Raw genomic sequence first — 19,923 nt, 5'->3', positions numbered from 1 at the left:
TATTTTGTTTTATTTTAATCATTATCAAATTAATACAGCATATAATATATATTTTTGAAAGGACTTCTAACAGAAAACAATACTAATAGTTATAATATTTTTTATTATAATCGACATTTCATAATATAATAAAAAATACCTTTCCATTTTAATTATAGAAAAGCATTTTAAATTTTTACAGTTTTATTTTCGATTATTATCTTTAATATTAATCAAATTAATAATTTATCCGTCATTTTTAATTATTATTCAAATAATTTTTCCAAAATTTATGAGCAAGTTTCTTTTTAGATATATATTTATATATATTTTTTATATCTTAATAAACTGTATCTCTATTTTTTGAAAAATCAAGATTTTTTATTTATATTAGATAAATATTTTTATTTACTCAGTATACTTATAAACTACATAACTGTTATTATTAATTATATCTTTAAATATAATGTAATCATTATATTCCCTACTATATATATTTTTCAATGAAAGTATATGCATTTCAAAATCAGTCCGTGTTCCGCAAAACCAGAATGTATTTCCTTCAAAATCAACAAATGATATCCCGATATTTTTATTAACATTCCAGTTCATTATATTAAATTTGGAAATAGGTAATTTGACTATTCTTCGATAAAGTTCTCTTTTCATTATTATCTCTCCAAGTCCTAAGATCTTTTAAACATTATTAACAAACCTACAAAAGGAATTACCATAACAGATGAATCAGGACTTTGATAAAGATAGTAAATATATACTTCCCATAGGAATATTATTATATAAGGACATATTAAGGCCAATTTTACATATTTAAAGTTTTTTATAACCACTTAAAAACCTCTTTTCATTAAATAATATTCCAAATTTATATCCAGGAATTCTTTTATTTCGTTTACTTTTACAGTTTCTTCGGTAGTGTCTTTTCCAGGATTTTTATCAGGATGTACTTCTTTAATTTTTGTTTTATATGCTTTTTTTATTATCTTCAATGTTATTTTCATTTTCGTATTTATTCCGAAATATTCTAAATATTCTTCATATTTTTTTACAATATCATCCCGAGCTTTTGAATAATTTTCATATTTATTTTCTTTATATTCAGAATACCCTGAATAATTTGAATATCCGGAACTCGAATAATTTGACTGTTCTGAATTATATTCACTTCTTTTATTTTGATAAAAAAATTGTTTCTTATATTTTTCAAAAATATCTTTATCTTCCTCTTCTTCATTTAATATATTACCAAAAATTTTTCCTGTCCAACTATTTACAAAATCTGTCAGAAACCCTGCTACAAGCACTTGAAATCCTAAAAATAAAAATTCCCAAAATAATTTCCAACTGTTAATATTCATTAACACTGTAAAAAATAATAATATTCCAATTACAAAAATATACAATTTCCAAAAAACATTTATAATAATTTTTATTAACAAACATATTCCTGTTAATAAAAATTGCATTCCTCTTCCTATTATCTGCAATTCTGTCTCCTTTTGTTTTTAATATATTTTCTTATCTTAATTTTTAAATTTTATTTTATTATAATATTATTTTTTCAATTTTTGAATATTTACTTATATTTTAAATTTTTATTTTCATTTAATTATGTAAATAGTTATATAATTTTTTAAATAGATAAAAATTATTATGTACCATTCAGTAATTCGTTTAACACAATTATGATATCTTATTTTAATTATTCTTATTTCTTAAAGTATGTCTGAAAACTTAAAATTTACTATATTTTAAATTTTTTACTTTTTAAATTAACAGAATCATAATAAAATTAATATTTTATTATTTATTTTTTAAAAATATCCCTTAAAATTTTTCATTTTGGCAGTTTTTAGACATATCTTAAGCAAATTTAAGAAAATCATATTAATTATAAAGCCACATATATTAATCAAATATAAAAATATTATTTTTTTAATATATAAAATTTTTTATGTCTTTTACAAAGATAAATAATATTCAAAATAAGACAAATATCAATTTAAAAAAAGAGGCTTACACCTCTTTTTAAAATCAATTTAATATTATTAATTTTTAATACTGGATATTTTTTATAAGATCTTACAAATAAAATTATTATTTTTCTTTGTAAAAATTTATTTCATACAGGTTCCATATTGTAATTACTACCAAATATAACAGGATTATTCACTCTTTTTTATATACTTATATATATTATAAACATGACAATCCGTTTATATCAAATTATTTGATTATCCATCCGTAATTTTTTATCCGGAGTAAATCTCTTTACTCCGACATCTTTATTTTCAAGTTTTTTTACTATTTGTTTAAGCTTGAAAAATCTCCGAGATCTCTTTCTAATGTAATAAATCTTATATTTTAGATTTACACACCATTAAAATTGTAAAAATACCGGATATTTGGAATCTATAAAATATGAAAATCATTCCTTCATTATCTAAAATTATTGATTTTCTATATCAAATGATTATCAAAATAAATTTTGAAATTATATCTCAAGCTTAACCCTTTTAATCTCGGCACCTACGGCATTGAGTTTCTCCTCAAGCTTATCATATCCACGATCAATATGATAGACTCTGTTTACCACCGTTTCTCCATCTGCAACTAGTCCTGCCAGCACAAGTGCAGCCCCCGCTCTTAAATCTGACGACATTACTTCAGCTCCTGTTAAAGGTACTCCCCCGTTTATCATAGCTACTCCATGTCTTATGGAAATATCCGCTCCCATTCTGTTAAATTCAGGAACATGCATAAATCTATTTTCAAATACCGTTTCTTCCATTGAACTTGCTCCGTTTATCAATGTCTGTAGTAACATCATCTGAGGCTGCATGTCAGTAGGAAATCCGGGATGAGGCATTGTTCTTATTTTAGAAGGTTTAAGTTCCTTAAGATTTCCTATTACAGTTAAAGTGTTTCCGTTATATTGAAATTCAACTCCCATTGCTTCCAATTCAGATTTGAATACTCCTAAATCTTCCAGATTTATATTTTCAATTTTTAAGTCTCCTTCGGTAATAAGTGAAGCAATAACATAAGTTCCTGCTTCAATTCTATCAGGCATTATAGAATACTCCACTGCATGTAGTTCTTCTACTCCTTCAATTTCAATATTCGTTGTTCCAAGTCCTGTTATTTTTGCTCCCATTTTAATAAGAAAATTCCCCAAGTCCACAATTTCCGGCTCTCTTGCAGCATTGGATATGATAGTTTTTCCCGGAATTTTTACAGCTGCCATCATAAGATTTTGTGTGGCCCCTACACTGGGGAATCCTAACGGTATTACAGCTCCTTTTAATTTATCCGATTTGGCGTGAATATATCCATGGACTCTCGTTATTTCAGCTCCTAATGCTTCAAACCCTTTTAAGTGCAGATCTACAGGTCTCGAACCTATTGCACATCCTCCCGGAAGGGAAACTACAGATTCTTCAAGATTTGCAATCATAGGTCCCATAACTAAAAAAGAAGCTCTCATCTGTTTTACTATTTCATAACTTGCTTCATTTCTTTTAAATCCACTGTTTGTTATTTTATATGTAGTATCGTCTATTTTTTCAGTTTCCATTCCCAAATCTTCAAGCAGTTTCATCAATATTCTTATATCTCTCAGATTAGGTACATTTTTTAAAGTATATTCTCCTTTAGCTACAAGTGTTGCTATTATTATGGGAAGAGCTGCATTTTTAGCTCCACTTACTTTTATTATGCCGTTTAATGGTGTTTTTCCTTTAATTTTAAATCCGTCAACCACGTTTTTTTCCTCCTAATTTTTCACAAATTGGACATTTTGTCCCAAAAAGGCTGTCCATAATTCCTATTTTTTCATAACCATGTTTATATTCGGGAAGTTCTTTATCAATTATTTCTTTATGAAAATCGCATATTTTACTTCCCATTGACTGATAGTAAATTTCCGATAATTTCTTTTCTTCAAATTTTTCTTTTTTTGTTTTAATAACAGGATTTTCAAGAGGTTTACTTAAAGCATCACTTGATGCAATAACTAACCCTATTTCTCCCGTATAAAGTAATCCGTCTATCATTTTATAAGAAATATTCTTTTTTTTAGCCAGGCTTATATATTTTTTTATATCATTAAAATCTATTTCTCTGGAAATTATCATTTTTTCAGCTTCTTTATTTTCTAAAATTTTCTCTATTTCAGGATATATTCCTTTTTCTTTTACCTGTTCTCTTGTCAGTGCCCCAAGTACTCTCTCTTTATATTCACCTAAAAACACATTTTTCTCAAGTTTAACTTCTCTTACTCTATCTTTAAATTTTTCAATATGCTTAATAAGTTCGACATTTGCTTCATTATTGTCACTTTTCATTTTTTCTCCGTCCATAATAGAAATTTTATCATAAAACGTAAAATTTTCAAATACTTTTTTGAATTCTCCTTTACTTGAATTTTTTCCGTCAGGATAAAATTGTCCATAAATACTACAAAAATACAAGCATTAAAATAAATATTACTTTAAGCACTGTATAAAAGCCTGCAAATTGATATATCTTTGACAATTCGTTTTTTCCTTCATCTTTCATTATAAGAAATACTAAAACTGTCATTGATATTAAATATATCATAATGGAAAACAAATTAAACGAACCTCTCAAAAAATAAATTAAATCAAGAAGCATAAAGACATATATTTTAAATGTAGTTCTTTTACTTAAAAAATAAATATTTATTAAATTGAAATTCAGATATATATACAGTAAAGTCAGTATAAAAGTCCCTACATATATTTTAATTATATTGGATTTCATAAGTAAAAAAACACATCCCCATAGTAATATAAGTATTAACGGCATTATGTTCTTTTTATTTTCCTGTTTTTTTTCTACTGCCATTTCTCCTCCTGTTTATTATTCAGTAAAGTAATTCAACTACTTGTCTCCAATTTTGATTTTATTGTAAATTTCTTTTAGAGCAGATTTCTCCACATGAGTATAAATTTCAGTCGTACTTATATTTGAATGTCCTAAAATTTCCTGAACAATCCTTATATCAGCTCCGTTACTTAAAAGAACTGTCGCTACCGAATGTCTAAATATATGTGGATATACATTTTTTTCTATTCCTGCATTTTTAGAAGCTTTTTTTAATCTCTTCCAGAAATTTTCCCTTCTTATATTAGGAAAAAGTTTAAAATTTTTTTCTATATTTTTCAATTTCGGTCTGTAATTAAGAAGATAATCCTTTATTTCTTTTTCCAGATTGTCATAGATAGGAATTATCCTATATTTTGAACCTTTTCCAAGAACTTTTATAAATTCATACCCTTGATTTTCCACATCTTTTATTTCAAGATTGAGTATTTCGGAAATTCTTGCTCCTGTCGCTATTAAAAACTTTATAATAAGCCGATCCCTTATTCCTTCAGCGGTATGATTAAAATTATCTATTATCATTTTTACTTCTTTTAAACTTAAAACTTCAGGAAGCCTTTTTTCCCTTTTAAGACTTTTTATCATTCCCGCCGGATCTTCTCTCATTATTTTATTCAAGTAACAAAATTTATAAAATGTCCTGATTGAAGCTATTTTTCTAAGAACTGAATTTCTTTTTAGCTCTTTTCCGATTTCTTCTATATATTTGTAAATGTCATCTTCTTTTATATCTGTAGCGGTTTTTTCTACATAGGAAAAAAAAAGTTTCAAATCTCTTTCGTATCCTGCAACTGTATTCTTAGAGCTTCCCTTTTCAAAGTATAAATAATCTAAAAATTCCTTTATAAGTAAACTATTTCGGCGTTCAACTCTATTTTCCCTTTTAGTTTCCTTTTCCTGTTTTATTTTCATTTCATCAATAATTATTTTATTATTATTTTTCATTACAGCTCCATAATCTCTTTGGCATGATTAATAGAAGTCTCGGTTATATTATCCCCTGATATTATTCTTGCTATTTCCTTTATACGTTCTTCCGTATTCAATTCATAGACTTTCGTTTCGGTCAAATTATTTTCAATTTGTTTTTTTATGAAAAACTGTTGATTTGCCTTTGCGGCAATTTGAGGTGAATGTGTAACACATATTACCTGTACATTTTTGGAAAGTTCTTTCAGTTTTTCAGCTACTTTTCTTACTGTTTCTCCTGAAATTCCTGTATCTATTTCATCAAATATCAGAACTGATATATTATCAACAGTTGAAAATACAGTTTTTAACGCAAGCATTATTCGTGAAACTTCACCTCCTGAAGCAATTTTTGAAAGTGATTTAAAACTTTCCCCCGGATTTGTAGTCATCATAAATTCCACATCATCAGTCCCTCTGGAGCTTATAACTCTTTTTTCAGAAAAAGTCACTTTAAACTGTGCATTTTCCATATTTAAATCTTTCAGCTGTTTATTTATAGTATCTTCAAGTTTCTCAGCTATATTTTTTCTCAATCCGCTCAATTTTCCGCTGTATACAAAGTATTCCTGTGTTTTTTCCTTTTTTTCTTTTTTAAGTTGTTCAAGTTCATCATTTTCAAAATTTATAAGTGACAGCTTTTTTGCAATATTATCTTTATAGGTAAGTATTTCTTCTATTGTGGCTCCGTATTTCAGCTTGAGTTTATTAATCCGATCTATTCTTTCAACAACTTTTTCCAATCTTGCATCATCCGTTTGTGTTTCCCTTGTAAAATCTTCAATAGTATAAGAAATATCTTCTACATCATATATAATACTTTCAACTTTTTCTTTCAGTTCAGTATATGTTTCTGATATACTTGAAAGCTGTTCAAAATTTTTCTTTATTTTTCCCAAAGAATTTAAAATCGAATACTCCCCTTCTTTCAGCCTTTGTAGAGAGTCTTCCAATTTCTCACCTATTTTTCCTGCATTGAATAGTACTTTATATTCGGCTTCTAACTCATTATCCTCATTTACCTTTAAATTAAGATTATTGATTTCATTAAACTGAAATTCCAGTATATCTTTTTTTTCACTTATTTTTTCTTTTTCCGTTTCAATTTCTTCTATTTTATTTTTCAGTTTTTTTAAATCAGAAACATTTTCTTTCATTTTTTTTGCTAGCTCTATACCTTCTTTCCCTAAAAATTTGTCAAGCAAATTCATATGAAAATTTTTATTTAAAAGAAACTGATGCTCATGCTGCCCTACTAAATCAAGAATATTCCCCATAAGTTCTTTCAACTTTGAAACTGTCATTCTTATTCCGTTTACAATTACTTTTGATTTTGAATTTCTATCAAAATATCTTGAAATTATAAGTTCGTTATCTTCTATGTCAAATCCAAGCCTATTCAGCCTTTTTATTTGATTTTGGTTCAAATCAAAAACTCCCTCTGCTAGAAGGCTCTCTTCCCCTGTCCTTATCATATCTGCCTGATTTCTTTCACCTATAAGCAAAGAAATTCCATCTAATATAATTGACTTTCCGGCTCCGGTTTCTCCTGTAAGAGCTATTAAATTTTCGTTGAATTCCAAATCAAGATTCTTTATTATTGCTAAATTATTCAGTCTTAATTCTCTTAGCATTTTCCTCTCACCTTTTCTATTAATCCCACTTTGTTTTAAAGGGTTTTCCCCCACTTCAATTTTTCCCTCAATATATTGTAATAATCGCTATTTTCAGTTCTTATAATTTTTACCCTTTTTTGAGATAAAACGGCATTTATCTTATCTGAAGGTTTTATATGAAAACATTGGCTTCCATCTATATTCAAATGTGCATCATTATCCCTCGTGTATACTTTAAAGCTCAATTTATCTTTTCCATCGACTATAATCGGTCTTGCGGTAAGACTTTGAGGAAGCAGAGGTGTGATAGACACTGCATTCAGGCTTGGATGTACTATTGAGCCTCCGGCTGAAAGTGAATATGCTGTAGAACCTGTAGGCGTTGCTACTATAACACCATCTGCTCGATATTTATTTACCAAAATACTATTTGAATATACTTCCACATTGATTAAATGTGAAACAAGGCCTCCTTTTATTATTAACAGTTCGTTTAGTGCGTAAAAAATATTATCGTTGTATTCTATCTCAAGAAATGCCCTTTCATCAATTATGCATTGACTTCTTTCATATTTTTCAAGCATTTCCACAGCATTTTCAGGTTTTATTTCTGCCATATACCCTACTGTTCCCATATTTACAGCTAATATGGGAATATCTTTTTTTATTGTTTCTTTAGCTGCAATGAGAATAGTTCCGTCACCTCCAAAAGATACTATCAAATCTGCGTTTTTCACGTCTACAACTTCTATTATTTTATTCTTTTTCATGTAAATATAAAACTCTGTCAACAACTCTTCCTTCACAAATTTATTCTTTATTATTTTTACTTTTTTGACTTTGTTTAGTATTTTATTATATTCCGGGCTACTGTTTTTTGAAGTTTTTTCCATATTCGCCTCTTAATTTAATTTATTTATTGTAATTGTAACATTTTTAGCTGATTTTTTCTACTAAATAATTTAAATTGTAAATTTTATTTCGACGATATTTCTATCCTTTATCAATTCTATTTTCAAATATATGATAAGTATTATCAATTAAATTAATTTTTTTAATATTCATTATAAAAACATAATACAATAAATTTATTTTTTAATATTCTTTTTTATTTCCTTTTGACTCTCGTAAAATATTATATAATCAAAATCTGGAGATATAAAAAAACTGTTTTTAAATAAATATAAATTTATTTAGAACAGTTAATTTAAAAAGGTTTCGGGATAAGCCGGATTCTGTTTTTATCAATCATTTATCTAAACCGTGAATCACTTCACGATTTCAGCGAATTACCCTATAAGCAGAAACGGGTCGCTTCTATACTGCTTTCTATTTATTCTTGCTTCAAGAGGGGTTTACCTTGGCTAACTTAATTTCTTAAATTACCGGGGGTCTCTTACACCGCCTTTTCACCCTTACTCATTACGAGCGGTTTATTTCTGTGGCACTTTCCTTAGGATTTCTCCCAGCAGCCGTTAGCTGCCTCTTTTACCCTATGAAGTCCGGACTTTCCTCCTAAAATAAATCAGGCGATTGACTCCGAAACCTTCGTTATTTTATCATTTTTTGAGATGAAAATAAATACTAAATTATATTTTTATTTTCCATCACATTTTGATGTAGTTCCGCAATAATAGCCTACTGCACCTCCTGCAGCTCCTGCAACCACAGCTACACATGAATTTAAAAGTAAAATTACTGTTAATAATATTAAAATTCTTCTTTTAGTCATTATCTTACCTCTACTTTTATTATCTATAATATTGTAAAATTTATTTCTATATTTTTCCATTTTTTATGTGTTCTTTTTTCATTTTGCCGTTTTTTTATTTTTTATACTCTTTAGTTTTATTAAAATTATTTCCTTTGTAATATTCCCATTTATTCACTGCTTTTCATTTTTAGTTTACATTTTTCTATTTCATTTCAGCCTTTATCCTTTACAATTTCTGTTTTTATTCGTTGCTTCCCATAGAATTCTGAAATATGCTTTGGTATATCTACAGTTATTTTTAAAATATTTGATACACTTGTTGATACTGTTAATATTTGTAATAAAACTTTTATTTTACCTCCAAATTTTTTAAAATTATTTATAAGTAATCATAACTTTTAAAAATTTTTTCCGGGTTAGCTACTCCTTTATTTTTTATTATTTTAAAATTTTTTTCAAACTTATAAACCTATTTTTGATACTTTTTGAAAAAACTCTAACAAATCTTTTGTAAACTTTTTTGTAAAAATATAAAAAAGAAAATCCTGTATTCTCATATAAGATTTTCAATTTTAACTATAAATTATGTTACTCTTTGTTAATCCCCCGACATCCGAAATTTTTTCTGAAAAAATATGAATTATACCGATTAAAAAAATAATTGTCTGAACACATTGAATTTTCTGTTTTTTTTAAGTATAATGATTATTTTTGAGATTTAAAAAATTTTATAGTTGATAGCTGGAAGGTGTGAGCCCTCACGAAAAAAATTCCAATTTTACCCTAATTTAAAAACTACTTCTCCAAAATATTTTATTATTTCACCTTCAAAAAATTTTGATAATTGAAGTTCCATAAGATCAACAAAAAGATACTCACTTTCATAATGACCTATATCAACAAGTATCCCTCCTTCTTCAATTGTGTCAAGTGCTTCATGATGTCTCAAATCTCCTGTCAAAAAAACATCAATATCTTTTTTTATATCTTTCAGAAAAGAACTTCCTCCTCCTGTTACAAGACCTATTTTCCGAATATTTCTATTTTCCCCCGCATATCTCACATAATCAAGACCGAGATTTGTCTTTATTTGCTCAATCAAATCTACTAATTCCATTTCATTGTTAAGAACTTTTATTCTTACCGAACCACACTTTATTTTTTCATTTTTATTTTTTATATAATTGTAATCATCAAATTCAAATTCATTGAATATATACATTTCTCCATCTAATTTAAGTTTATCCATAACAAAGTCATTTAATCCGTTTATGGCGAAATCAGCATTTGTATGTATAGAATAAACTGCTATCCTATTTTCAGCCAATTTCAATATTTTCCTTCCCAATTCCGTTTCATCAGTTATTCTTTTTATCCCTGAAAATATAAACGGGTGATGAGAAATTATAAGGTCCACTTTTCTGCTTATTGCTTCATTTATAGCTTTTTCAGTAATATCAAGACATACCATTATTTTATTTATTTCAGAATTTTCATTTCCCAGTAGCAAGCCGACATTGTCCCACTCTTCAGCAACTTTCGGATTATATATTGAGAACAATTCTCCCATTATTTTTCTTAATTTCATCGGACTTTCTCCTTTTAATTTATTATATAATCTTTTTCTTCAGTATTTCTTGTAAATTCATTTTTCAGTAAATCTATAGATAGTTTGTTTATCGCTTTTTCTTTTAATATATTTACATTATGAGTTGAAATATTAAGAATTTTTGCTATTTCTTTTTCATTATATACTTTATCTTCCAATCCATAAGACATAACAAGAATTTTTTCATCTAAATAATTTAATTTTTTAGGAATATTTTCAAGTATATACATCTGTGTTATTTTATCAGCTTTTTCAAGAATTTCTTCATTTCCTATCAATTCTTCAGGTTTTATCCCATCAAAAAGTCTTTCTAAATCTTCTATATATTCGGAAGTCACATTCATTTGCCTGCTTATTTCTTCTATATTTTTTCCTGTTTCTCTATCTGCTTTTACTTTTAGATAAAGAATATATGAAAGCTCTGAAGCTTTTATATCTTTCAATAAATTTTTCTGAAATTCAAGAATATACTTTACTGCAAAATTTTTCACAAAAAATTCAGGTTCTTTTGATATTTCCATTATCCTATCATAATAATTAATTCCCGACATTATACCCAAAGTAGCTTCCTGTACAGTGTCTAAAAAGGAAAATCCGAATTTTGAATAAAGTAGACTTTCTTTTACAGCTACCTTCAGATATTTGTCTATTAATTCCTCATTTTCAATTTTACTGTTTTCTTTTTTATTTTCTGATTTATTACATTTTTTATATTTTTCTTTTATATCTTCCAAATATGACTTTATAATGTCTTTTTCCTCAATATAGAAATTTTCATTTTCCAGAACTATAAAATCATTATTATCAACAGAAGTTCTTATTTCCGGTATGTTTTCGACATAAATATACTTTAATATCTCAAAAAAATCATCATCTGACAAATTATTATCTTCTATTATTTTTTCAAAACTGAAATTTCCCTTTTTCTTTATATCATCTATTATTCTTCTTAACATTTTCTCCCCTTGTCCTATGTTATAATTTAAAAACGCTTATTATTAAAGGAGCCTTGTAAATACTCAGCTCCTATAATCTTCCAATTTTTTTCTTCTGCTTGGATGTCTTAATTTTCTTAATGCCTTTACTTCAATCTGTCTGATACGTTCCCTTGTAACATTAAATATTTTCCCTACTTCCTCCAATGTTTTCTGAGAACCGTCATCTAAACCATATCTATATCTGAGAACCATTTCTTCTCTTTCATTTAAAGTTTTTAAAATTTCATCAAGTTGTTCTTTAAGTAATACACGTGTTGTTGCATCATAAGGATTTAAAAATTTATCGTCTTCTACAAAATCTCCAAGTTCACTGTCTTCTTCACTTCCTACAGGAGTTTCAAGAGATATGGGATCTTGATTCATTTCAAGTATATTTTTTACTTTATCTACAGGTATTTCAAGTTTTTTAGCCAATTCTTCGGCAGTAGGCTCTTTCCCTGTTTCCTGTAAAATAATCCTGCTTTCTTTTTTTATTTTATTTATTGTTTCTATCATATGTACAGGAATTCTTATAGTCCTTCCCTGATCAGCTATAGCACGAGTAATTGCCTGTCTTATCCACCATGTAGCATATGTTGAAAACTTGAATCCTTTTTCATATTCAAATTTTTCTACAGCCTTCATCAGTCCCATATTTCCTTCTTGTATGAGATCCAACATTTTAAGACCTCTATTTGTATGCTTTTTAGCAATACTTACAACAAGCCTAAGGTTAGATTCAATTAACTTCTGTTTCGCTTCTTCGTCCCCGTTAAGAACTCTCTGAGCATATTCTATCTCTTCTTCATAACTGAGCAGAGGTATCTGTCCTATTTCTCTTAAATACATTTTTATAGGCTCATCTACGTCCATACTTTCAGCTATTTTAAGTAAATCAGTCTGTAATAATTTATCAACTTCAGAATCATCTATTTCACTTTCAATAAATTCATCTTCAGTATCTTCAAGAGCTATAACTCCAATTTTTTGAGAATTTTCAGGAATTTCTAAAACTTTTACAAGCTCTTCCTTCTCCTTTAAGGTATCGACAATGTTTACTCCGTCATCTTGAAGTTTTTTTATTAACTGATCTATTTTCTGTGTTGAAAATCCGACCGATAAGATTGAATTAATCTCTTCATAGCTGACTACTTTTTTTTCTCTTGCCTGTTTTATTAAATTTGCGAGACTATTTTTTAGATTTTCTTTTTTCTCAGACATAATCTGATCTCCTTATCAATTTAAATTCTTTATACATTTCTTCAATTTCATTAATGTTATGAATTGTTTTTAATTCGGATTTTAATCGTTGGAGTACTATATAAGATTTATCTTTTTTTTCAATAATTTCTTTCATGAAATCAACTTCCCTCAAAAACCATCCCACGAAAATATCTTTATATTGTCTTTCTTCATTAAACATTTCAATTTCTGCTTGTAATTTAAGCGTTGTTATAAGTTCTTTTTCTTCTTCTTCCAACATCAAATTATTCAAACTTCCTATATTAAATTCTATTTCCTTTAATTTTTCAAAAATTTCTCCATAAATAATATTTGAAAAAATTTTTTTTTCAAACTGTTCACAATATATTTTACTTTTTAATCCGCTGTCATTTTTATATTTCAGCATAAATTTCAAAGTTTCCTTTTCAAGTTTATCGTATTTTTCCTCTTTAGGAAGCTTTGTCATGACTGTTTCCTTTTTTCTTTTTAATGCTGAATTTTTATATCTATATTTTTTTAACAGATTACCGGAAAGTTCCTCTGAAAGAATTTCCCTATCCACACTTAATTCTATGGACAGTTTATTCAAATATAAATTGCTTTCGGTTTTATTGGTTATATTTGAAAAAAATTCCTTAAATTTTTTAATGATTTCTTTTTTTCCTGATATGTCATTTAGGTTAAGATTTTCTGAAAAATAATCATATAGAAACTCAAAAATATTTTTTGATGTTTTCAGTATTTCAAGAAAATTTTTTCTACCATATTTCCTTAAATATTCATCAGGATCTTTTACTTCTCCTTCAATTTGAAGACATCTCACATTAAAATCGTATTTTTTAAGTATATTTCCTGCTTTTATTACTGCTTCTTTTCCTGCGTTATCATTATCATAGGCTATTATAACATTATTCGTATATTTTTTTAATAGCTGTGCCTGTTCTTGAGTAAACGCCGTACCAAGGCTAGCAACAGAATTTATGAAACCGTTTTTTTGAGCAGTTAATACATCGAGATAACCTTCCATTAAAATAGCAAGTCCCTTTTTCTTTATATTTTCTCCCCTATTATATAATCCAAAAAGTTCCTTTCCTTTTTTGAATATTTTTGAATCAGGAGAATTAAGATATTTAGGAATGTCTGAACTATTTTCTATAGTCCTTCCTCCGAATCCTGTTAATTTCATCATATTGTTGTAAATAGGGAATATTATTCTATTCCTGAAATAATCAAATACATTCCCTTTATCATTTTTCCGTATTAATCCCAATTCTAAAAGTTCCTTTTCATTATACCCTTTTTCTTTAAGGTAAGTAAATAAGCTGTCCCATGAATCAGGTGAAAATCCTATTTCAAATTTTTGTATCTCTTCTTTGGAAAAGTCTCGATTATTCATATATTCCATGGCTTTATCAGAATCGAATATATTCTTCTTGAAAAATAGATGAGCTTCTTTCATTATTTCATAATAACGAAAATCATGGTCTTCTTTTTTTCGATCGTTATTTATTTTATTTAATGAAATGTTATATTTTCTGGACAACTCTTCTATTGCTTCATAGAAACTGATATTATTAATTTTCATATAGAAAGAAATTACATTTCCTCCTATATTAGTACTGAAGTCTTTAAATATATTTTTTGTGGGACTTACTACAAATGAAGGCGTTCTTTCTTCTTTAAAAGGAGATAACCCCTTATAATTTGCACCTGTTTTTTTTAATGTGACGTATTCCCCGATAACTTGAACTATATCCAAATTATCTATAAGTTTCTGTATTTCGGTATCTTTATACATTTAAGATCTCCCAAACATTAAACTTTTCACTATAAGTATATTTTATATTTTTTAATAGTCAATGTCTTTAATTCAAATTTATTTATTTTTTCACTTCAATTTCATCATCCATAATATCACGGAATACATTATCCATTATTTTAAATTTATCATGACCCTTTATAAACTCTTCTTTTGCAACTTTACCTGCAACTATTGCAAGTTCATATTTATTAGGTATTTTTGTCAGCAAATCATCAATAGTTATTTTATCTTTTTTCATTTTTTCCTCCATTTTATCTATTAATTATGTCAATAAGTTCCTGGCAGGAATTTTCTATATCTTCATTTATTATAGTAAAATCATATCTGCTTTCATATTTCAATTCTTTCAAGGCATTTTTCAACCTTACTTTTATAATTTCTTCAGAATCTGTTTTACGTTTTCTGAGTCTGTCTTCCAATACGTGTATATCTTTTGTCTTAAAAAATACAAGAACCGCATCTTTCTTTTTTTCTTTCGCAATCAATGCACCCTGAACATCTATTTCCAATATTACATCAAGACCTTTATTAAGATTTTCTTGTACAGTTTCTTTTAATGTACCGTAATAATTTCCGTGAACGTTAGCATATTCATAAAATTCATCATTTTCAATTTTTTTCTTAAATTCCTCTTCTGTCAGGAAAAAATAATCTTTTCCATTAATTTCTCCCGTTCTCGGTTTTCTTGTAGTTGCCGAAACCGACAAAGGAACATTCAGTCTGTCTTTTACTATTTTCGTTACTGTAGATTTGCCCGAACCGCTTGGTCCCGACACTATAATAAGTTTACCTTTTTTCATAACTTGAACCGCCTCTGACAAACATTATTTATTATTCTGCTCTATTCTCTGGATCAATGTATCAACATTTACTGCAGATAAGATGACAAAACCGTTATCCATTATTATTATTGCCCTTGTTTTTCTTCCTGCTGTGGCATCTATAAGAGAATCACGGTTTTTGGCATCTTCTCTCAATCTTCTAGCCGGTGCTGTATCAGGAACAATTATACTTATAACATGTTCATCAATAACAAAATTATTAAATCCTATATTTAAAGTTTTCATATTATTCCTCTATAATTTCCGCATTTGAAATATTTCCATTTTTTTCTTCTCTAATATTTTCAATATCAATGTTACCGGAATCTCCATTTTTCAGTTCCACTTTAATATGTTTATAATCTTTAAAGCCTGTTCCTCCCGGCATTCTCTTACCGATAATTACGTTTTCTTTCATCCCTTCAAGTCTATCTATCTTTCCTTCAATTGCAGCATTTGCAAGAACTTTTGTTGTTTCTTGGAAAGAAGCTGCGGAAATAAAGCTTTCCGTATTTACAGCGGCTTTAGTTATCCCCTGTATCACAGGTTCATAAGTTGCAGGATTTTTCCCTTTAGAAACCAAAGTTTCATTTTCTCTTTCCACAATTTTTTTGTCAATTAATTCATCTTCAAGAAAAAGGGAATCTCCCGCTTCTTTTATTTTTACTTTCTGAAACATCTGTTTTACTATTATTTCTATATGTTTATCATTTATAGGTACGCCTTGCTCTCTATATACCTGTTGTACTGATTCAAGGATAAATTGCTGGGCTGCAACGAGACCTTTTATTTTAAGTATATCGTGAGGAGATACAGGACCGTCCGTTATTTTTGCTCCTTTCTCAATCAGCATTTCATTTGTCACTACAAGATGCTCTCCTACGGGAACAGTGTATTCTTTTATTACTTTCCCGTTTTCAGGATCTTCTATTGTAATAAGTCTCATCCCTTTTTTCTTCTTGTCAGAAAAAATAACACGTCCCGATACTTCGGATAAAGTCGCTTTTCCTTTAGGATTTCTTGCTTCAAATAATTCCTGTACTCTTGGCAGACCTCCTGTAATATCTTTATTTCCTTCTCCCGTTTTAAGTATTTTTGTTATTATTTGACCCTTTTTTACACTATCTCCTTCTTTTACCATAAGATACGCTCCGTAAGGTATGTTGTATTCAGCAACTTTCTTATTTTTATTATATATTATTATTCTCGGGTTTACATCGTTACTTTCTACAGGTTTTATAGCAATTCTTTCTGTAACTCCGTATTTCACATCTATATTTTCTCTTACATAAATATCTCTGAATTCTATTTTTCCTGCTTCAGATGTAATTATAGGAACCTGATACGGATCAAATTCCACTAAAATTTGACCTTTTTTCACATTTTCTCCATCTTTCACTTTTAAAACAGCTCCTGACGGTATTTCATATCTATGTTTTCCTATTATTATTCTTCCTGTCTGAGATACTACCACTTCTACTCCTTTTTCATTTTCAAGGGTTGTAATATCTTTCAGTTTTACTTTTCCTGACACATCAGCTTTATAATTAGATTGTACTGCCGCCGCAGTTGCAACTCCTCCTGTATGGAAAGTACGCATTGTAAGCTGCGTTCCCGGTTCTCCTATTGACTGAGCGGCAATAACTCCTACCGCTTCTCCTTTAAGAATTTCCTTATGATTAGATAAATCAAGGCCGTAACATTTTTTACATACTCCTTTTTCCAGCTTACATGTCAACGGTGTTCTTATTTTTACTTCTCTTATTTCAAGCTCTTCTATTTTCTTAATAAGATCTTCCATTATCATTGTATTTCTTTCCGCTATAACTTCACCTTCATGTACAAGATCTTCTGCTAGAGTTCTTCCATATATTCTTTCGCTTAATCTTTCAATAACATTCCCTGCATCAATCAGATCCGAAACTAGAATACCCTCTTCACATCCGCAATCATCATGATTTACTATAACTTCGTGAGAAATATCTACAAGTCTTCTTGTAAGATATCCCGAATCGGCAGTTCTTAATGCTGTATCTGCCAGACCTTTTCTCGCTCCGTGAGATGACATGAAAAATTCCAGTATATTCAGTCCTTCCCTGAAGTTGGCTTTTATAGGTATTTCTATTATTCGTCCTTGAGTATCCGCCATAAGTCCTCTCATCCCTCCGAGCTGTCTCATCTGAGCTACTGAACCTCTGGCTCCTGAATTTGCCATCATATACACAGGGTTAAATTCATCAAGGTTGTCCATCATTTCGTGAGTAACCTTATCTACCGCTTCAGACCATATGGCGACTGTTCTTCTGTATCTTTCAGCATCTATGATTTCTCCCGATTTGTACTGTTCCTCAACTTCAGCAACATCTTTTTCTGCCTGTTCCAAAATTCCCTTTTTGGATTCAGGTATCTCAAGGTCTTCTATTCCTACTGTAATTCCTGCAAGAGTTCCATGATGGAATCCGAAGTTTTTAATTTTATCTATTAGCTCAGATGTTTTTTCAAACCCAAACTTTTTATATAAATCGGCTATCAGCTTCCCAAGTTCTCCTTTTCCGAAAGTTTTTGAATAATCTCTTACTTCTTTCGGAAGCATTGTATTGAATATAAGTCTTCCGGGAGTTGTTTCTATAATTTCCCCGTCTATTCTTACTTTAACCAGAGCATGAGTGTCTACCTGTTTACTCTGATATGCGGTAATTAGCTGATTTTTATTGGAAAATGATTTTCCTTCCCCTTTTTCCCCTTTTCTTTCTTTTGTCATATAGTAACACCCCATAACCATATCCTGTGACGGCACGGCAATAGGTTTCCCGCTTGACGGAGCAAGTATATTGTTTGTAGCAAGCATCAGAAGTTTGGCTTCCATTTGCGCTTCATTGGACAATACAAGGTGAACCGCCATCTGATCACCATCAAAGTCAGCATTGAATGCAGAACATACTAAAGGATGGAGTCTTATGGCTTTTCCTTCAATCAATGTAGGTTCAAATGCCTGTATTGAAAGTCTGTGAAGTGTCGGAGCTCGATTTAAAAGTACAGGATGATTTTTTATAATTTCTTCTATGAGTTCCCATACATTTTCATCTTCTTCTTCAACCATTTTCTTTGCAGTTTTTATATTTGTGGCCAATTCTCTTTTAACAAGTTCTCTCATTAAAAATGGCTTATAAAGCTCAAGTGCCATCTTTTTAGGAAGTCCACATTGATTCATTTTCAAGTTAGGTCCCACTACTATAACCGATCTTCCTGAATAATCCACCCTTTTTCCCAAAAGATTCTGTCTAAATCTTCCCTGTTTTCCTTTAAGCATATCTGAAAGTGATTTCAACTCTCTATTATTTTGTGTAACTACAGGTTTTCCTCTTCTCCCGTTATCTATGAGTGCATCAACAGCTTCCTGAAGCATTCTTTTCTCATTTTTTATTACTATTTCAGGTGCTTTAATGGACATCAGTTTCTTTAATCTTATATTTCTATTTATAACTCTTCTGTACAAATCATTCAAATCTGATGTTGCAAATCTTCCTCCATCAAGCTGTACCATGGGTCTCAAGTCTGCAGGTATAACCGGTAGAACTGTTAAAATCATCCATTCAGGTCTGTTTTCTGCCAGTATTAAATCTCTTACTATTTTTAATCTCTTTATTATTTTCTTTCTTTTTTGGGAAGAATTTACAATTTCCATTTCTTTTTCAAGTTCTTTTTCAAGTTCCTGTAAATTTATTTCTTCAAGAAGTTTTAATATACCTTCTGCTCCCATTTTTGCAGTAAATCCGTTTTTATACTGACTTTCATACATCTTATATTCTCTGTCAGTCAATATTTGACCTTTTTCAAGTTCAGTATCTCCTTTGTCCGTTACAATATATCTTGAAAAATAGAGAACCGATTCAAGCTCTTTTGTACTTATACCCAATAAAAGGCTCATTTTGTTTGGAGTTCCCTTGGAGTACCATATATGTGCAATAGGTGTAGCAAGTTTGATGTGACCCATTCTTTCTCTTCTCACTTTTGAAGTTGTAACTTCAACACCGCATTTTTCACAAGTCATTCCTTTGTATCTCATTCTTTTGTATTTTCCACATGAACATTCATAGTCCTTTGACGGTCCGAATATTCTTTCACAGAACAGTCCATCCATTTCAGGTTTCAAAGTTCTATAGTTTATTGTTTCGGCTTTTGTTATTTCACCATAAGACCATTCCAAAATTTTCTCAGGTGATGCCAATTTGATTTGAATACTGTCAAAATCTCTTATACTCATTA

The 19,923-nt window shown here is 28.8% G+C and carries 17 protein-coding genes and 1 other RNA gene; all 18 read right to left on the bottom strand.

The features are described from left to right. Window positions 1-387: 387 nt before the first annotated feature. On the bottom strand, window positions 388-648 hold the full coding sequence (locus EII29_RS04425) for a hypothetical protein (protein ID WP_125236330.1): 261 nt from the start codon (window positions 646-648) through the stop codon (window positions 388-390). A gap of 179 nt (window positions 649-827) precedes the next feature. Then, window positions 828-1,484 carry a J domain-containing protein gene (locus EII29_RS04420; protein WP_125236329.1) on the bottom strand — a complete coding sequence of 219 codons (657 nt, stop codon included), beginning with the start codon at window positions 1,482-1,484 and terminating at the stop codon, window positions 828-830. 1,007 nt (window positions 1,485-2,491) lie between these two features. Continuing rightward, on the bottom strand, window positions 2,492-3,760 hold the full coding sequence (gene murA, locus EII29_RS04415; RefSeq protein WP_125236328.1) for a UDP-N-acetylglucosamine 1-carboxyvinyltransferase: 1,269 nt from the start codon (window positions 3,758-3,760) through the stop codon (window positions 2,492-2,494). After that, window positions 3,753-4,343 carry a DUF1694 domain-containing protein gene (locus EII29_RS04410; protein ID WP_125236327.1) on the bottom strand — a complete coding sequence of 197 codons (591 nt, stop codon included), beginning with the start codon at window positions 4,341-4,343 and terminating at the stop codon, window positions 3,753-3,755. Before EII29_RS04410 ends, murA begins: the two co-directional genes overlap by 8 nt. A gap of 112 nt (window positions 4,344-4,455) precedes the next feature. Then, on the bottom strand, window positions 4,456-4,866 hold the full coding sequence (locus EII29_RS04405) for a phospholipid phosphatase (RefSeq protein WP_125236326.1): 411 nt from the start codon (window positions 4,864-4,866) through the stop codon (window positions 4,456-4,458). A gap of 36 nt (window positions 4,867-4,902) precedes the next feature. Then, entirely contained in the window at window positions 4,903-5,850 is a 948-nt protein-coding gene (gene xerA, locus EII29_RS04400) for a site-specific tyrosine recombinase/integron integrase (RefSeq protein WP_125236325.1), read from the bottom strand. Continuing rightward, entirely contained in the window at window positions 5,850-7,508 is a 1,659-nt protein-coding gene (gene recN, locus EII29_RS04395; RefSeq protein WP_125236324.1) for a DNA repair protein RecN, read from the bottom strand. Before recN ends, xerA begins: the two co-directional genes overlap by 1 nt. A gap of 35 nt (window positions 7,509-7,543) precedes the next feature. Next, window positions 7,544-8,383: an NAD(+)/NADH kinase gene (locus EII29_RS04390; RefSeq protein ID WP_125236323.1), complete on the bottom strand. Its 840-nt coding sequence runs from the start codon at window positions 8,381-8,383 to the stop codon at window positions 7,544-7,546. Window positions 8,384-8,698: 315 nt separating this feature from the next. Continuing rightward, an RNA gene (rnpB, locus tag EII29_RS04385) (RNase P RNA component class A) lies at window positions 8,699-9,039 on the bottom strand. 48 nt (window positions 9,040-9,087) lie between these two features. Then, window positions 9,088-9,222 (bottom strand): hypothetical protein, encoded by a 135-nt coding sequence (locus EII29_RS13020; RefSeq protein ID WP_255411014.1) that lies wholly within the window; start codon window positions 9,220-9,222, stop codon window positions 9,088-9,090. Between the two features lie 760 nt (window positions 9,223-9,982). Further along, window positions 9,983-10,792, bottom strand: coding sequence for a Nif3-like dinuclear metal center hexameric protein (locus tag EII29_RS04380; protein WP_125236322.1), 810 nt, complete (start codon window positions 10,790-10,792; stop codon window positions 9,983-9,985). 14 nt (window positions 10,793-10,806) lie between these two features. Then, the gene (locus EII29_RS04375; protein ID WP_125236321.1) at window positions 10,807-11,769 is read right to left on the bottom strand and encodes an RNA polymerase subunit sigma; all 963 of its coding nucleotides are present in this window, start codon (window positions 11,767-11,769) and stop codon (window positions 10,807-10,809) included. Between the two features lie 63 nt (window positions 11,770-11,832). Then, window positions 11,833-13,011, bottom strand: coding sequence for an RNA polymerase sigma factor RpoD (gene rpoD, locus EII29_RS04370; protein ID WP_125236320.1), 1,179 nt, complete (start codon window positions 13,009-13,011; stop codon window positions 11,833-11,835). Then, window positions 13,004-14,812, bottom strand: coding sequence for a DNA primase (gene dnaG, locus EII29_RS04365; protein ID WP_125236319.1), 1,809 nt, complete (start codon window positions 14,810-14,812; stop codon window positions 13,004-13,006). The genes rpoD and dnaG overlap by 8 nt, the downstream gene beginning before the upstream one ends. An 82-nt stretch (window positions 14,813-14,894) precedes the next feature. Then, window positions 14,895-15,074, bottom strand: coding sequence for a DNA-directed RNA polymerase subunit omega (gene rpoZ, locus EII29_RS04360; protein WP_006807166.1), 180 nt, complete (start codon window positions 15,072-15,074; stop codon window positions 14,895-14,897). Window positions 15,075-15,087: 13 nt separating this feature from the next. Continuing rightward, a complete protein-coding gene (gene gmk / locus EII29_RS04355; protein ID WP_125236318.1) occupies window positions 15,088-15,636 on the bottom strand; it encodes a guanylate kinase in 549 nt (182 codons plus the stop codon). Between the two features lie 24 nt (window positions 15,637-15,660). Then, on the bottom strand, window positions 15,661-15,903 hold the full coding sequence (locus tag EII29_RS04350) for an extracellular matrix/biofilm biosynthesis regulator RemA family protein (RefSeq protein WP_125236317.1): 243 nt from the start codon (window positions 15,901-15,903) through the stop codon (window positions 15,661-15,663). Window position 15,904: 1 nt separating this feature from the next. After that, on the bottom strand, window positions 15,905-19,921 hold the full coding sequence (gene rpoC / locus EII29_RS04345; protein WP_125236316.1) for a DNA-directed RNA polymerase subunit beta': 4,017 nt from the start codon (window positions 19,919-19,921) through the stop codon (window positions 15,905-15,907). Window positions 19,922-19,923: the final 2 nt, after the last annotated feature.

It is taken from the genome of Leptotrichia sp. OH3620_COT-345 (genome assembly GCF_003932895.1).
GTDB lineage: Bacteria > Fusobacteriota > Fusobacteriia > Fusobacteriales > Leptotrichiaceae > Pseudoleptotrichia.
The sequence above is the reverse complement of the archived record's forward strand: the minus strand, read 5'-3'. Positions and strand labels throughout refer to the sequence as shown.

Coding starts and splice junctions, on each gene's coding strand:
- EII29_RS04410 (WP_125236327.1), bottom strand. CDS start 4,343: ATGAAAAGTGACAATAATGAAGCAAATGTCGAACTTATTAAGCATATT.
- dnaG (WP_125236319.1), bottom strand. CDS start 14,812: ATGTATAAAGATACCGAAATACAGAAACTTATAGATAATTTGGATATA.
- recN (WP_125236324.1), bottom strand. CDS start 7,508: ATGCTAAGAGAATTAAGACTGAATAATTTAGCAATAATAAAGAATCTT.
- EII29_RS04390 (WP_125236323.1), bottom strand. CDS start 8,383: ATGGAAAAAACTTCAAAAAACAGTAGCCCGGAATATAATAAAATACTA.
- gmk (WP_125236318.1), bottom strand. CDS start 15,636: ATGAAAAAAGGTAAACTTATTATAGTGTCGGGACCAAGCGGTTCGGGC.
- xerA (WP_125236325.1), bottom strand. CDS start 5,850: ATGAAAAATAATAATAAAATAATTATTGATGAAATGAAAATAAAACAG.
- EII29_RS04425 (WP_125236330.1), bottom strand. CDS start 648: ATGAAAAGAGAACTTTATCGAAGAATAGTCAAATTACCTATTTCCAAA.
- rpoD (WP_125236320.1), bottom strand. CDS start 13,011: ATGTCTGAGAAAAAAGAAAATCTAAAAAATAGTCTCGCAAATTTAATA.
- EII29_RS04350 (WP_125236317.1), bottom strand. CDS start 15,903: ATGAAAACTTTAAATATAGGATTTAATAATTTTGTTATTGATGAACAT.
- rpoZ (WP_006807166.1), bottom strand. CDS start 15,074: ATGAAAAAAGATAAAATAACTATTGATGATTTGCTGACAAAAATACCT.
- rpoC (WP_125236316.1), bottom strand. CDS start 19,921: ATGAGTATAAGAGATTTTGACAGTATTCAAATCAAATTGGCATCACCT.
- EII29_RS04405 (WP_125236326.1), bottom strand. CDS start 4,866: ATGGCAGTAGAAAAAAAACAGGAAAATAAAAAGAACATAATGCCGTTA.
- EII29_RS04380 (WP_125236322.1), bottom strand. CDS start 10,792: ATGAAATTAAGAAAAATAATGGGAGAATTGTTCTCAATATATAATCCG.
- EII29_RS13020 (WP_255411014.1), bottom strand. CDS start 9,222: ATGACTAAAAGAAGAATTTTAATATTATTAACAGTAATTTTACTTTTA.
- EII29_RS04375 (WP_125236321.1), bottom strand. CDS start 11,769: ATGTTAAGAAGAATAATAGATGATATAAAGAAAAAGGGAAATTTCAGT.